Origin of the sequence: Rhabdobacter roseus (genome assembly GCF_014202275.1) — a bacterium.
Classification (GTDB): Bacteria; Bacteroidota; Bacteroidia; order Cytophagales; family Spirosomataceae; genus Rhabdobacter; species Rhabdobacter roseus.
The window spans coordinates 1-14752 of the sequence record NZ_JACHGF010000012.1 but is presented as its reverse complement, the minus strand read 5'-3'; the positions used below and the strand labels follow the sequence as shown (position 1 = coordinate 14752).

Genomic DNA, 14752 nt, shown 5'->3' with positions numbered 1-14752 from the left:
CGCAAAAATGGCTTATTTATGGCAGCAGTCAGGTACTTTTGACCTAGCTTTGAAAAGATAAACTCAACGTGAGTGATGGGATTAGATGATTGATAATACGCGGGATCTGTCAATGAGCTCATTTTGCTACACACATTCGACCGCTACGCGGCCATGAAGCCTATAGCTCAAGTTAAACTATTAAAATGTAACAACCCATTTTTTCAAAAAAGCCCTCCCTTACCAATTACAATAACCCCCTTCTCCTATGAAGGAGAAGGGTTGGGGATGAGGTTAAGCCAATAACACCATGATCCACTTTACCACTACCCTTCGGAAATTTGAACAAAAGGGCGAAAAAACCGGCTGGACGTACCTGGAAATCCCACCGCACCTGGCCGAAGAACTCAACCCCGGCGTCCGGATCATCTACCGGGTCAAAGGTACCTTGGACAAGTACCCCCTGGCGCAGGTCGCGCTGCTCCCGATGGGCGACGGCGGTTTTATCCTGCCCGTCAACGGTACCATGCGCCGGGCGCTCCGCAAACAGGAAGGCGCCATCGTGGCAGTAGCGCTGGAAGTGGATCATTCGCCCGTGGCCCTCTCCGACGACCTCCTCGAATGCCTCCAGGACGAGCCGCGGGCGCTGGAATTTTTCAATCAGCTCACCAAAGGCCACCAAAATTATTTCTCCAAATGGGTGGAAAGCGCCAAAACACCCGCGACCAAGGCCAAGCGAATCGCCCAGTGTATCCAGGGCCTGGCCATGCACATGGACTACGGCAGCATGATCCGGTACTTCAAAAAACAAGCGAACGCGGGCTAGAAGGTACTTTCTTTCTTACCAGGAACTAGTTGATCAGTACCAAATGGTTAAAAAAGGTACGTGGGGTACTTTATAGTACATTCACCCTCAGCCCGTACCTATGTCCCGACCGCTCCTTTGGCTCCTGACGCTCCTGATCACCCAGCTTTCGCCCGAAAGCCGGAAAACCGCTTCTTCGTTCGTACTTCCCGAAGAAAGTACCCTGCGCGTCCGGCAGGACGCGGCCGCGGGTACCATCGCCATCTACCGCGCCGGCCAAACCGAACCCATCGTGACCCAACACGCCCGCCCGGACTTCCGCCCCTACCTGCACCCCATCGCCGCCCCCGACGGCAAAGGGGTACTTACGGAGTACAGCCCCGGCCACCACAAGCACCAGACGGGCCTCTACTGGGGCTACACGCGCGTCAACGGTCGCGATTATTTTCACAATCCGCAGGGCGACTACTGGCGGCGCGTGTCAGCTACGGTAGTGGAAGACTCGGGCAGCGTGGTGAAGTGGCAAACCGTGTACGACCTGCTGGACGATAAAGGCCAGCCCGTGCTGCGCGAAACGCAGGACTGGGCGCTGCGCGAAAAAGACGGGCGCTTCCTGCTCGACCTGGAATGGAACGGCGAGGCGCTAACGGATATCACTATAGGTAAGTACGATTACGGCGGGTTGTTCCTGCGGATGCCGTGGAAAGAGGGGATCCGGGGAGAGGTGATCAACGCCGCCCGACAACGCAACGAAAAGGCCGAAGGCCAGCGCGCTATGTGGGTAGACGTAGCCATGCAGGTAGCGGGCCGCGACGACCTGGCCCACGTGGCCATTTTCGACCACCCCGAAAACAAAGGGTACCCCCAAACCTGGCGGGTGGATAACCAGCTGGGCGTAGGCCCCGCCCGCGCCCGCTCGGGCGACTGGCACATCAAAAAAGGCGAAACCGAAACCATTCGGCACCAGGTGGTGGCCTACACCGGCGAGCTCAACGACGTGGCGCTGACCAAAGCCTGGGGAGAGTATGCGGGCAACAACTCCATGTACTCCACGGTGGCGCTCTGGCAGCTGGCCCAGAAGGAAGGCCGCGAGGCCAAGTTCCTCACGCCGCAGGAAGCCGTAGCCGCCATGACCGCCCAGCCGGGCTATACCGTCAACGCCTGGGCCGCCGAGCCGATGATCACCCAGCCGATGGCCTTTTGCTGGGACGACCGCGGCCGCCTCTGGGTGGCCGAAAACCGCGACTACGAGGCGCGCGGGAAGGGTTTCTCCAACGCGGGCGACAGCCGTATCCTGATCCTGGAAGATACCAACGGCGACGGCGTGGCCGACAGCCGCAAGGTATTCCTGGAAGGCATCGCCTTTCCGGCGGCGCTGGCCGTGGGCTTCGACGGGGTATTTGTGGGTGCTCCGCCCAACCTGCTCTTCGTGCCCGACCGCAACCACGACGACAAAGCCGATGTAGATAACATTGAAGTACGCCTCACGGGCTGGGGCATCCGCGACCGCCACGAAACCCTCAACAGCTTCCACTGGGGTCCTGACGGCTGGCTCTACGGCTGCCAGGGCTTCGCCACGCCCTCCAAAGTACGCAAACCCACGGGCAAGGGGCGGCTCTACCGGCACAAAGACGCTTTCCCCGAGGACATCCTGCAAGGAGAGGGCGTCGACATCAACGGCGGCGTGTGGCGGTACCATCCTACCAAAGACATTTTCGAGGTTGTAGCGCACGGTTTCAGCAATCCGTGGGGTATTGACTACGACGCCAAGGGGCAGCTCTTTATTTCGGCTTGCGTCATTCCGCACCTCTGGCACGTGGTACCGGGCGGTATCTACCACCGCCAGGGCGGGCAGCATTTTAATCCCTACGTGTACCAGGACATCAAGACCATCGCCGACCACAGCCACCGCTCAGCCCACGGCGGGGCGCGCATCTACCAGTCGGATGCTTTCCCGGCCGAGCAGCGCGGACGGATCTTTATGGCCAACATCCACGAGCACGCCGTGCTATCGGACGTGCTGACACCCCAGGGCTCGGGCTTTACGGCCCAGCACGGGCAAGACTTCCTGCTGGCCAACAACGCCCAGTGGGTAGGTTTCAGCCTGGAGATCGGGCCAGAAGGGGGCTTGTACGTACTCGACTGGCACGATGCCGACATCTGCGGCTCGGAGGTACTTCAGCAGGAAACGGGACGTATTTATAGAATCATGCCCGAAAAGTCATTGGCCCAAAACTGGAAAAATCGCTACGCTGACCTGAGCAAACTACCCGACGCCCAGCTCGTCGAGCTCCAAACCAGCCCCAGCGAGTGGCACGCCCGCCGGGCGCGGCTTATCCTGCAGCACCGCGCCGCGCAGGGCAAACTACGCGCCGGTACCCACGCCGCCCTTCGTACCCTGTACCGCACCCACGCCAACCCCGACTGGCGACTGCGGGCGTTCTGGGCCCTGCACGTGACCAACGGCCTCAGCAACCAGCAACTCCTGGAAGCCCTCACCGACCGCGACGCCCACGTCCGGGCCTGGGCCGTGCAGTTTTTGGGGGAAAGCCAGGTACCTTCGGCGCAGGTACTGGCTAAAATGACCCAACTGGCCCATACCGACCCCTCGCCCGTGGTGCGGCTGTACCTGGCCTCGGCCCTGCAGCGACTCCCCGTCGCCGCGCGCTGGGAGCTGGCTAGCGCCCTGATGGCCCACGGCGAAGACGCCCAGGACCACAACCTACCCAAGATGATCTGGTACGGCCTGGAGCCGCTGGTCGCCGAAAATCCAGCCCGCGCCCTGCAACTGGCCTCCCGGAGCGAAATACCCCTACTGGCCCAGTTGGTGGCCCGCCGGGCGGTCGACGCCAACGCCACCGAAACCCTGGTAGCGGCCCTGGGCCAAAAACCCAAAGCCCTGCCCAGCCTGCTGGCCGGGATGCGCGACGGCCTCGAAGGCCGCTCCGACCTGAAGGCCCCCGCCAACTGGAAAACCGTGTACGCCAGCCTGCGGCAGTCCGACGCCCCCACCGCCCAGCTGGCCCTGGAGCTGGCGCAGCACTTTGGCGACACCGAGGCGGCGGGCCAGTACCTGACGACATTGAAAGACCCCAAAGTACCCCTGGAGCAGCGGCGTAAAGCTTTGCAAGCCCTGACGGCGCAGCAGCGGCCGGAACTCCTCAAAGAACTACCTACCCTGCTGCAGGACGCCGGGCTACGGCTGGACGCCATTCGGGCGGTGGCGGGCTACGACCACGAGCCGCTGGGCAAACTACTTCTGGCCAACTACCCCACGTTCAGCCCGGCCGAAAAAGCGGAAGCCGTGCAGGCGCTGGCCTCGCGCCCCCGCTACGGCTGGCTGCTCACGCAGGCCATTGCCAAAAACGAGGTACCCAAGCGCGACGTCCCCGTTTACCTGGCGCGGCAGCTCCGCCGGGTGGTCGGGAGTGGTTTCGTGGAAGTGTGGGGGCCGATTGACCACGTGGCGTTGGACGAAAAAGCCTACAGCCGTTACCGCAAGCTCCTCACCGAGCCCGCCCTGGCCCAGGCCAATCCGCGTCAGGGAAGGGTACTTTTCCAGCAAACCTGCGGCCCCTGCCACCGCATGTACGGCGAAGGAGGTACTCTGGGGCCCGACATTACCGGCTCCAACCGCGCCAACCTCGACTACCTGCTCAGCAACATCCTGGACCCCAGCGGCGAAATCCAGGACGACTACAAAATGGTGGTGGTCACGACCCGCGACGGACGTACCTACGTGGGTAACGTGGCCAAGGAAACCGAGCGGCAGCTGACGCTACGCATCGTGGGCCAGGACGCCGTGGTGATCAATAAGTCGGAGGTACAAACGCGCGAGGTAACGCCCACCTCCATGATGCCCACCGGCCTGCTGGAGCCCCTCACCGACACCGAAATCAAAAACCTGGTGGCCTACCTCCGCACCACCGCCCAGGTACCTTTACCCTAGGGTCGTTGGCGGGGAGGTGGTTTATAAGCTCTTTACCATTGGATAAAAACACAAACTCAACACTATGCAGCAGGAATCGTCCCGTCGGGATTTTATCAAAACCGCCAGCCTGGGCCTGGCTGGTACTTCGCTCCTAAGCCCCGAGCTGGTAGCAAGTACCCCCAAGGCGAAAAAAAAGAAGGTAGAGCTGGCCATTGCTACCATCACCTGCGACGGCTTCGGCGATCTGAACTTTGAGCGGGCGTTTGAAATCATCCCCAAACTACCTTTCAAAAACGTGGAGTTCAATTGCTGGTACGCCCGTAACCTCACCCCCACGGGCATTCGGAGCATCAAAGTCCGCTGTAAAAAGCACGGCCTGACGCCCATCTGCGTGCAGGGCAGTTCGTTTGGGGCGTCGGGCAACGTCATCAAGGACGTGACCCATAAGCTCTGGAACATGGAAGCCGCTCGGCAATTGGGCTGTAGGCGGGTGAAATTCACCGGGGCCGGGCGCGGCCAGGAGGGCGGGCTAGACGCCGTGATCCAGGTACTTAAGGAGCTCGCGCCCGCCGCCGAGGAAATGGACATGCTTATTTTGGTGGAAAATCACGCCAATAACAACCTGGAAACCATCGCCGACTACGACCGGGTATTCAGTGCCATTGCCTCACCCAACGTGGGTATGTGCATGGACAACGCTCACTTCGACGGGGCCAACGTGGACTTGTACGAAGTCGTGGAGCGTTTTCATTCCCGCATTTTGCACATCGACCTCAAAGATACCGAGCGAAAGGGTATTCACAAGGTGGTGCGGTTTGGGGAGGGCGTCACCGACAACGCGGGCGTGGTGGAGCGGATGCTCGCCCACGGCTACCAGGGGTACCTGCTGGTGGAGATGGCCCCACCCCTGGATCAAACTACCCTGGAGGACGACTTGCGTCGGGCCTATCACCTTTTTCAAAAATACGAACGCTAGGTACTTTCGATGCTTCATCCCCAACTACCCCCGCCCAGGTACTTGCTTACGGCTACTGTGCTGGTTGCCGCCTGGCTTCTTTCGTTTCGTTTGGGAGAAAAAACGCCCCCCGCACCGGAACTCCCCCACCTGCTGGACCCCCGGCTCGAGCTCACGCTCTTTGCCGAGGAGCCGGACATCGTGACGCCCATCGGAATTGCCATCGACCGCCAGAGCCGGATCTTCGTGCTGGAGTCGCATACGCACCTGCCCCCCGCCCACTACCCAGGCCCGAAAGACGACAGGATCAAGGTACTTACGGACCGCAATCACGACGGCCAACCGGACTCCAGTTGGGTTTTTGCGGAGGGGTTCAAAGAAGGCCTCAACCTGGCGTTCTCGCCCGAAGGGCACCTCTACCTCGTTACGTCGCGGGCCGTATGGGTACTTTACGACCGGGATGGAGACGGTATTTGTGAAGAAAAAAAGCGGGTACTTGAGCTCACCGAACCGGCCTCCGTCTACGCGCACGCGGCTTTGCTGGGTATTACGTTTTCGTCCGACGGCTGGATGTACGTTTCGCGCGGTAATACCAGTGGCGCGGCCTGGCAACTGGTAGGTACCGACGGCACCTCGCTGCGGGGCTACGGCGACGGTGGCAACATCGTGCGGGCCCGGCCCGACGGCTCCCACCTTGAGGAAGTCGCCACGGGCTTCTGGAATCCGATGGATCTTAAGTTTGACGCGCAGGGACGGCTGCTGGCGGCGGATAATGATCCCGACAGCCGCGGCCCCAACCGCCTGCTGCACATCCTACCCGGCGGCGACTACGGCTACCAGTCCCTGTACGGCGGCAGTGGCATCCACCCCTACCTGGCCTGGAACGGCGAGTTACCGGGTACGTTGCCCTACGCCGTGGGGCTGGGCGAAGCGCCTTCCGGCCTGCTCGATGCCAGCCTGGCCGCCCTCCCCACCGACTACCAGGGGCAGCTCCTGACCAGTATTTGGGAAGAAAGCCGGGTCGTGCGCGTAGGCCTACGGCCCCAGGGCGCATCCGTAACGGGCAGTACGGAGGTACTTATACAAGGCGGACCGGATTTCCGGCCCGTAGCCTTCGCCACCGATCCGGCCGGGACCATCTACTTCACCGACTGGGTACTGCGCGACTACCCCAACCACGGCCGGGGGCGGATCTGGCGGCTGGCAGCCCGGCCGTCGGAGGCGGTGGCCAAGCCTCGCTCCCCGTACGAGCCCGCCGGGCCGCCTTCCGAAGGTACTTTGCTTCAGGCAATCCAATCATCCACCGATTTCGAAGCACTTACAAAGTACCTAAGCCAGGACGATCCGTTCGTGCGCCACGCGGCCGTGATGGCGCTGGCTCGTCCCGAGTTTCGTCCCCGGCTAATCACGGCTACGCAGAGCCCCGAGCCCGCGGTACGCCTGGGGGTACTTTTAGCCCTGCAACGGCTGGGTACCCCGCCCGCCGACGACCTTTTGACGCGGCTCCTGGCCGACCCCGACGCACGTGTGCGGCAGCGGGTACTGCTCTGGATCGGCCGGGCGGGACTCACGGCGCTCCGGCCCGAGCTGGACCGCGCCCTGGCCGGAGGTACCCCCTCCCCGGCCTTGTTTGAAACCTACCTGGAAACCATCCGGCACCTCGACCCGGCCTTCATTACCGCCTACCGCAGCCGCGCGCAGCCCTACGCTAAGTCGATCCCCCGAAACCTGCCTCCGCACTTTCTGGAGTCTTTTGTGCGGGATCGCGCCCGTCCGTCGGCCTGGCGGGCCCTGGCGCTCCGGATGCTCGAAAAACCCGAAACGCAGCTCGAACTGCTCACGGCATTGCTCACCGAAGAACAAGACCCCGCGCTGCGGCTGGAGGCCGTGCGCTCGCTGGCGCAGGTACCCTCGCCCGCGGTGGCGGCGCTGCTCGGGCCGCTCGCCCGGCAAACGACCCAGCCGGTACTGCTGCGGGCCGAAGCGCTGCTGGCGCTATCCCGTCAGCCCACCGACCTCTCCGCCGAGGTAGTACCGCTCCTGCAAGACCCCTCCCCGGAGGTGCAGCTGGAAGCCGCTCGCTACTTACGTACCTACGCAGGTACTTTGCCCGTTCGGAAAGCCCTCCAGAAAGCCTACGCGGACGGCAAAACCCAGGAGCCGCTGAAACAGCAACTGGCCCTGGCGCTGGCCCTGCCAGACCGTACCCGCCCGGGTACCTTGGCTGCCTGGGAACAAGCCCTGACGACGACGGGGGATGCCCAGCGGGGCCGCCGGGTTTTTTACTCGGTCCGGGCGGTGTGCTCGGCCTGCCACGCTGTCGAGGGCCGGGGCGGAGCCCTGGGTCCAGACCTGACACACGTAGGCCAGTCCAAGTCGCGTAGCCAGCTCATCCGGGCTATCCTTAGGCCCTCGGAGGAGATTTCGCCCGAATGGCAGGGCTGGTACGTGCGGCTCCACAGCGGCGAAACCCACCAGGGTAGACAAATCGACGTGGGAGACCGAGACATTGAGCTCTACACGCAGGGCGCGGGCTTCCGGACGTTTTTGAAGAAAGACATCCAGGACTACGGCCTCATCACCACGTCCCTCATGCCCGACGGCCTGGAACAACAACTCAGCGTCAGCGACCTGCGGGATCTGCTGGCTTTTTTGGAAGCCAAAAAGTAGGTCCCTGGGGCGCATCGCGCGTGGGTGGCGTGAAAAGTCCAACCCGCCGCCCCCTTATCCTGGCTAATAACCACAGCTACTAGGTGGCATCCGCCACTTACTAAGTGGCGCTGGAAGTCAATAGCTTAGCCCGCGTCAAATAGCTACTTTTAGGCTTTTATTCGACTCTCCTTTATGAACGTACTTACCAACATCCTGAACGAATGGCAGGAACGCCAGTTCGTGGGGCCCGAGCAGCGCCAACGTCTCGAAGCCCGCGAACGCTCGCGGCCCGTCTCGTTGTTCCTGTTTCTGCGAAGCCTGCTCAGTACGGGCGTACTGCTGCTCGCGGCCGGGCTCGGCATCGTCATCTACCAGCACATCGACACCATCGGGCACGACGCGCTACTGATCCTCCTGGCCCTGCTCACGGCGGGCTGCTTTTACTACGCCTACCGCCACCGCCCGCCCTTGAGCACCGCCTACGTAGCCAGCCCCAAGCCCCTGGCCGACTACGTGCTGCTGCTGGGCTGCACGCTGTTTCTGGTGCTGGAAGGCTACGCGCAGTGGCGCTACCAGCTCTTCGGCACCCGCTACGGCCTGGCTACGCTGCTGCCCGCGCTGCTGTTTTTGTTTTGCGCCTACCGCTTCGACCACCGCGGCGTGCTCTCGATGGGCCTCACGGCGCTGGCTTCCTGGGCCGGGCTCACCGTCACGCCGCTGCGCGTCTGGGCCACCAACGACCTGTCCGATCCCCGGCTGGTGCTCACCGCCCTGGGCGTAGGTACCTTGCTGGTAGGAGCCAGCTACCTGCTGGAGCGGCGGGCCATCAAGCCCCACTTTTCGTACACCTACTGGCTGCTGGGCGGCAACCTGTTTCTGGTGGCCGCCCTGGCGGGGGTATTTGCCTGGGAGGCAAGTACCTTGCTCTACGCGCTCGGCCTGGCGGCCGGGTGTGCGGCGGCCTACTTCTACGCGCGCCGCAGCCAGTCGTTTTTGTTTTTACTCATGGCCGTTGTCTACGGCTACGTGGGCTTCACGTACCTGCTGTTTCGGGTCATGCCCGAAGAACTCTGGGCTTTCTTTGGCCTGCTCTACGTGGTAGCCAGTGCCGTAGGGGTACTTTGGTTTTTCCTGAATTACAAAAAAATACTTTCCCTCACGCCCCCTCCCCATGAAACTATACCCTGACGCCCCCCTCCGCCATCGCTACGCCCAGGAGCTAGCCCAGCGCCTGCATCAGGAAGCCCTCCTCTCCGACGACCAGCTCGACGCCATCCAGGCCCACCACGCCGATGTACCTTACGCGCCGCACTTTTTCGTGAAAGTAGGTTTGTTTCTCTTCGGCAGCCTGGCGTTTTTGTTCGGCGGCTCCTTTTTTGGTTTATTTTTCGTCGAGCTGCTCGGCTTTTCGATCTGCTCCCTGGCCTACGCCGCCCTGGCGGGGTACCTGCTGGTTCGCCTCATCCGCACCAAAAAGCTGCGCTTCGCCGGGGCCGATAACGCCCTGCTCTACGGCATCACGGGCGCGCTTTGTGTACCCGTTTTTGAGCTATACGAGCTCCTGCGCCTCCAGGAAGTGTGGGTGGCCGCGCTGGTGTTTTTGCCGGTGCTGTTCCTGATCGCCTACAGCACGGGCGAGCCGGTACTGGCGCTGGCGGCGCTAGGTACTTTGTGCACGGTCGTTTTTTCGCTCCTGCTCCAGTTCCCGCTCGGGCGGGTACTTTTGCCCTTCGCGGGCCTGCTGCTGGGGGTACTTGTCTACGCCTGGACCCGGCGGCAGCTCACCCGGCCCGGCGCCTACTACTGGCAAACCGCCCTCGAATGGGTAGGCCTGGCCACCCTGGTGGTGGTGTACCTCTGCGGCAACTACGGCGTGGTGCGCGAGGCCAACGCCGCCCTCAACGGCCGTTACGAAGCGGTTTCGCCCGAGATTGCTTTTGCGGGTTTCTTCTGGCTGCTCACCTTCCTGATTCCGCTGGGGTACCTGTACCGGGGCATTCGCCAGCGCGACCGCAGCCTGCTCCTGCTGGCGCTGCTGGGCCTGACCGCCTCGGTGGCTACCGTGCAGTACTACTATCCCTGGGTACCTGCCGCGTGGCTGCTGGTGCTGGGAGGTACTTTCATCACGGCGCTGGCGTATACCCTCATCCGGCTGCTCCAAACGCCTCGGCTGGGCTTTAGCTACGTCCCCGAGGTACCCTCCGAAGTACCCCCACTGATCGAAGCGGTGGTACTTTCGCACACCACCCAAAGCCTCACCCCCGACACCCCCGACTTCCAGCTGGGCGGCGGGGATTTTGGCGGCGGCGGCGCGGGGGAAAGGTACTAGGGAGGGTACTTGGCCAGATATTATGAGTTTTTAATTTAAAGAACCCTGTTCTCGGTGAAGTCTGGAACCAGGATGTCTTTAAGCGGAGTTGCTTTACCATTTATGGGGCTGTGCCCTAAGAACTATCGCCCATAAAAGTCATTTTTATATTAAATAAGTGTAAAATTAATACAAAAAGTACTACATTCTTTTTTGTATATTTAGGCGTCACTTTTATTGGCAACCCGTTTCAGAAAAAAGCAACAATGACTGTTAAAAAAGCAATAGGTATTTTAAAAACCCAGAAGGACAAGCTAGACGACTTCGGCAATGAAAATCTGAATTGGGTATTTCAAACTGCTTCTTATATCAAAGATTTTTTTGGGGAAGACTCACCCGAATTTTCATTTATTTCCCAATTTAGTTTTAATGTTAAAGCATCAAGCTGGGACCGCCCAGAAGATGTACGACGGTGGTTAGCTGAAAAGCCTATTGTAGCAAAACGTTTTCTTGACAACTGTATTGAGACATTAGAACAAAAAGGACTATTTAAACAACCTAAACAAAACTTTCTTAACCAACTAAGCGAGACAGCTCTTTGGACACTAATCCCTCTGATCGGGACAGGGCTTCTTAGCATAGGTCTCTTTTTTGGCAACTTATACTCTGATAAACAAAATATAGAGCTGCGGCAAGAAAACAAGCTACTAAAAGATAGTTTAAATACCTTTAGAACACTTTCTCTGGGCAATAAAACAATCAACAGTAGACCCGATACTATAATTCAAAAAATTACAAATAATGATAGCTTAAAATAGTGAACTCACTTCAAATTACAACTCGTTTGATTGAGAGGAGGGAAAGGGGACGGTTAACAATATTTTTATAAACTGTATTAGGACGTTAGGCATTTGATTTCAAATCACTATTTTACTTTTTTTGACTGAAAGTAACGTTTTTCAAATACCACAACTTCATAAACACTTTTAGTCCATTTTTTGACAAGCCCAAAAATTCCCACAACCACATAAACCACCAGCACCATGCCCCAACACAACAAAGCCATTTTAGAAAAAGCCAATGCGGCCATTAAGGAAGGAGACTACGAGGGTTTTCTGGCGTATTGCACGGAAGATACCGAGTGGGTATTTGTGGGTGATGTTACCCTGCAAGGGAAGGAAGCCGTTCGGCAGTGGATGGCCACGGCCTACGCAGAGCCGCCCCAATTTAGGGTGGAGCAGTTGATAGCCGAAGGAGATTTTGTAACGGCCCTGGGCACCATCAACCTCAAGGATGAAACCGGCAAAACAGTCCGCTACACCTACTGCGACGTATGGCGCTTCCGCGACGGCAAAATGGCCGGGTTAAAAGCATTTGTCATCAAAGCCTAGTGAAGATCAACGTCACCGACCCCCATGAATCGTTGCCTGGGGGGATTTTTCCTTGTACTACCAACAAGTTTTATTCATTTCTAAGTCTTTTAATTCTTTGCTTGCATTTTATTGGAAATATCTTGGAGTACACCCATTGAATCGTAGACTACTGTACTATTCTTTTTTCACGCTGTAGACTTTAAAATGTTTCCTGTCGTAAGTTACTTTGTTACTTAAAAGTTACTGTTACTTTTTTATACTTGGTATCAAAAATAAATAATAAGTTTCTAAATTTACCTCCTCAAACAAGTACTTATTGGCTTTACATAAAGGTAAAATCAAGCCTGAAACAAAAAAATAATTTATGAATAACAAAAAATCTCCATCAATCCTAATCGTAGGAGGAACAGGAACACAAGGTGGAAATGTAGCCAGAGAGCTTTTACAATTTGGACATCTTGTTCGTGTATTGACGAGAAATCCTAACTCATTAGCTGCTAAACAAATTGAACAATTGGGCGCTGAAATAGTACAAGGTGATTTAGGCGACCCAGACTCCCTTATTCCGGTAATGAAAGATGTTGAAGCTATATTTTCCGCACAATATTCAGATCCCAAGGACCCCTCTGTAGAGCCTCGTAATACAAAAAATATGGTTGAGTCAGCATTGAACGCAGGAGTCCAGCAAATAATACACACATCCGTAGTAGGGACAAATATTTTTCCTCGATGGAACAAATCCCAAATACTTTCCCAAATGTGGGAAAATAAGTATCAAGCAGAAGAGTATATTCGTCAAGGAGGGTTTTCAAATTGGACAATTTTACATCCAAGTTTTTTTATGGAGAATTTTACCGAGCCATTGTCTACCTATATGGCACCTGAATTAAAATTTGGAAAATTATTTGGCGTGTTGAACCCTGAAACCCCCATAAAACTAAATTGCGGACAAGATACTGCTCTTTTTGCAAGAATTGGTTTTGAAAATCCAGAAAAATTTCACAAAAAAGATATTAACATAGCCGCAGATGAACTTTCTATGAGAGAGATTGCTGCCATACTAAGTAAGACAGTGTACAAAACAGTAATTTACGAAAAAGTTAATGCTGTTGACGGCATAAGGCGTGGGCTTTTTCAGGGAACAGTTGAATCTCACCAATGGATGAACGATGTGCCAGGATGGGGTTTTGACCTTAAAGAAACGAGCAGCTATGGCCTTCCCCTAAAATCTTTTAAAAAATGGATAGAAGAAAACAGGAATCAAATAGCAATTTAAGCCCTAAAACGAGAAAACTAACCAATCCCATGCGCTGAGTGAATGGTTGGAGAGACCCTCCCTAACGATACTTAAAAAATCCAGCTATCAGTATTGCTTTACCCGTTAGATTATCCCTCACAAACTGATTCTTATGAACTATTTACTACTGGCTTGCTCACTCCTACTTGTTCAGGCACCCCTCTTTGGACAGAAGCCAAGAGCCCGGGATATTGGAATTCCTTTTCACGGCATCACCGGCAAGTTCAACGCAATAACGGATGTAAAAGGGGTGGAAGTGGGATACAGTACCCTCGTTTCGGGACAAGGAAAAAACGTAAGGGGAAAAGGTCCGGTTAGAACGGGCGTCACGGCCATTTTACCCAGGGGCAGAAACAACAATCCAGTTTTTGCGAACTGGTATTCGCTCAACGGCAATGGTGAAATGACCGGAACGACCTGGATAACCGAATCAGGTTTTTTGGAAACGCCCATCATGATCACAAATACCAATAGCGTAGGTACCGTGCGAGACGCCGTGTTGAAGTGGTTTGTAAAAACGGGTTGGTATAAAGAAGACTTTTGGTATACGTATCCGGTTGTTGCTGAAACCTACGATGGTTTCCTAAACGATATTTATGGTTTTCACGTAAAGGAAAGCCATGCGTATGAAGCATTGGACAATGCCAAATCCGGTTCTGTACAAGAAGGCAATGTGGGTGGAGGTACCGGAATGATGTGTTTGGGCTTTAAGGGCGGCACCGGAACTTCATCAAGAGTGGTAAAGATCAAAGACTCAACCTATACGGTGGGGGTATTGGTCCAATCGAATTTTGGAAGTAAACGCAATTTTACCATTGCGGGCGTGCCCATAGGACAAGAATTAAGAGACACGCTCAACTATGAATTTAAAGCGCCCCCCTCGTACCGACAAGAAGGGGACGGCTCCATCATCGTGGTAGTTGCGACAGATGCTCCGTTGTTGCCGCACCAATTAAAAAGAATTGCGGCCAGGGTACCCATTGGCGTAGGCATCGTGGGCGGACGTGGCGAGAACGGTTCCGGCGACATATTCATTGCCTTTTCTACGGCCAACCCTTCGGCCTTTCAAAGGGAGAACTTCACCAAAGTTGATGAGTTACCAAATGATTTCATAAATCCCTTGTTTGAGGCAACGGTTCAAGCCACTGAGGAAGCCATTATAAATGCGATGGTTGCCGCGGAGACGACGGAGGGCATCAACGGCAACAAGGCGTATGCGCTTCCTCATGGCTTAGTCATTGATTTGCTAAAAAAGTATAATAGAATAAAGTAAAAAGCCGCGCTAACGAGGGCAAGGAAATCCATTATGAAAGTACCTTGCTTCTTCAAAGCGGTGGTACTTTATTTACTGACATGAACAGGGCTTTCTCATAAAACTAATTCTTGGGTCATAAACTGAATCAAGGTTTGGAACTTATCAGCAAATGAGTCTATCTGGGCTGCCATGTTCTT

10 protein-coding genes are annotated in these 14752 nt (G+C 56.5%); all 10 read left to right on the top strand.

Translation table 11 applies throughout. The annotated features are described in order from the left end of the window. Positions 1 to 289 precede the first annotated feature (289 nt). Positions 290 to 805, top strand: a complete 516-nt coding sequence (locus HNQ92_RS24540; RefSeq protein ID WP_184178415.1) for a YdeI/OmpD-associated family protein — start codon at positions 290 to 292, stop codon at positions 803 to 805. A 100-nt stretch (positions 806 to 905) separates the two neighbouring features. Further along, a complete protein-coding gene (locus tag HNQ92_RS24535; protein WP_184178413.1) occupies positions 906 to 4733 on the top strand; it encodes a PVC-type heme-binding CxxCH protein in 3828 nt (1275 codons plus the stop codon). 64 nt (positions 4734 to 4797) lie between these two features. Further along, entirely contained in the window at positions 4798 to 5691 is an 894-nt protein-coding gene (locus tag HNQ92_RS24530; protein WP_184178411.1) for a sugar phosphate isomerase/epimerase family protein, read from the top strand. Between the two features lie 9 nt (positions 5692 to 5700). Next, positions 5701 to 8340 (top strand): PVC-type heme-binding CxxCH protein, encoded by a 2640-nt coding sequence (locus tag HNQ92_RS24525; protein WP_184178409.1) that lies wholly within the window; start codon positions 5701 to 5703, stop codon positions 8338 to 8340. 174 nt (positions 8341 to 8514) lie between these two features. Continuing rightward, the gene (locus HNQ92_RS24520) at positions 8515 to 9510 is read left to right on the top strand and encodes a DUF2157 domain-containing protein (protein ID WP_184178407.1); all 996 of its coding nucleotides are present in this window, start codon (positions 8515 to 8517) and stop codon (positions 9508 to 9510) included. Continuing rightward, positions 9494 to 10651: a hypothetical protein gene (locus HNQ92_RS24515; RefSeq protein WP_184178405.1), complete on the top strand. Its 1158-nt coding sequence runs from the start codon at positions 9494 to 9496 to the stop codon at positions 10649 to 10651. The genes HNQ92_RS24520 and HNQ92_RS24515 overlap by 17 nt, the downstream gene beginning before the upstream one ends. 245 nt (positions 10652 to 10896) lie before the next feature. Next, positions 10897 to 11448: a hypothetical protein gene (locus HNQ92_RS24510; protein ID WP_184178403.1), complete on the top strand. Its 552-nt coding sequence runs from the start codon at positions 10897 to 10899 to the stop codon at positions 11446 to 11448. A gap of 225 nt (positions 11449 to 11673) precedes the next feature. Continuing rightward, positions 11674 to 12021: a nuclear transport factor 2 family protein gene (locus HNQ92_RS24505; protein ID WP_184178401.1), complete on the top strand. Its 348-nt coding sequence runs from the start codon at positions 11674 to 11676 to the stop codon at positions 12019 to 12021. A 346-nt stretch (positions 12022 to 12367) separates the two neighbouring features. Continuing rightward, positions 12368 to 13279: an NmrA/HSCARG family protein gene (locus tag HNQ92_RS24500; protein ID WP_184178399.1), complete on the top strand. Its 912-nt coding sequence runs from the start codon at positions 12368 to 12370 to the stop codon at positions 13277 to 13279. 133 nt (positions 13280 to 13412) lie between these two features. Then, positions 13413 to 14573 (top strand): DmpA family aminopeptidase, encoded by a 1161-nt coding sequence (locus HNQ92_RS24495; RefSeq protein ID WP_184178397.1) that lies wholly within the window; start codon positions 13413 to 13415, stop codon positions 14571 to 14573. Positions 14574 to 14752: the final 179 nt, after the last annotated feature.

What these genes read in the sequence shown, in the direction of transcription:
- HNQ92_RS24495 (WP_184178397.1), top strand. Translation starts at nt 13,413, where the DNA reads ATGAACTATTTACTACTGGCTTGCTCACTCCTACTTGTTCAGGCACCC.
- HNQ92_RS24515 (WP_184178405.1), top strand. Translation starts at nt 9,494, where the DNA reads ATGAAACTATACCCTGACGCCCCCCTCCGCCATCGCTACGCCCAGGAG.
- HNQ92_RS24500 (WP_184178399.1), top strand. Translation starts at nt 12,368, where the DNA reads ATGAATAACAAAAAATCTCCATCAATCCTAATCGTAGGAGGAACAGGA.
- HNQ92_RS24535 (WP_184178413.1), top strand. Translation starts at nt 906, where the DNA reads ATGTCCCGACCGCTCCTTTGGCTCCTGACGCTCCTGATCACCCAGCTT.
- HNQ92_RS24525 (WP_184178409.1), top strand. Translation starts at nt 5,701, where the DNA reads ATGCTTCATCCCCAACTACCCCCGCCCAGGTACTTGCTTACGGCTACT.
- HNQ92_RS24505 (WP_184178401.1), top strand. Translation starts at nt 11,674, where the DNA reads ATGCCCCAACACAACAAAGCCATTTTAGAAAAAGCCAATGCGGCCATT.
- HNQ92_RS24540 (WP_184178415.1), top strand. Translation starts at nt 290, where the DNA reads ATGATCCACTTTACCACTACCCTTCGGAAATTTGAACAAAAGGGCGAA.
- HNQ92_RS24520 (WP_184178407.1), top strand. Translation starts at nt 8,515, where the DNA reads ATGAACGTACTTACCAACATCCTGAACGAATGGCAGGAACGCCAGTTC.
- HNQ92_RS24510 (WP_184178403.1), top strand. Translation starts at nt 10,897, where the DNA reads ATGACTGTTAAAAAAGCAATAGGTATTTTAAAAACCCAGAAGGACAAG.
- HNQ92_RS24530 (WP_184178411.1), top strand. Translation starts at nt 4,798, where the DNA reads ATGCAGCAGGAATCGTCCCGTCGGGATTTTATCAAAACCGCCAGCCTG.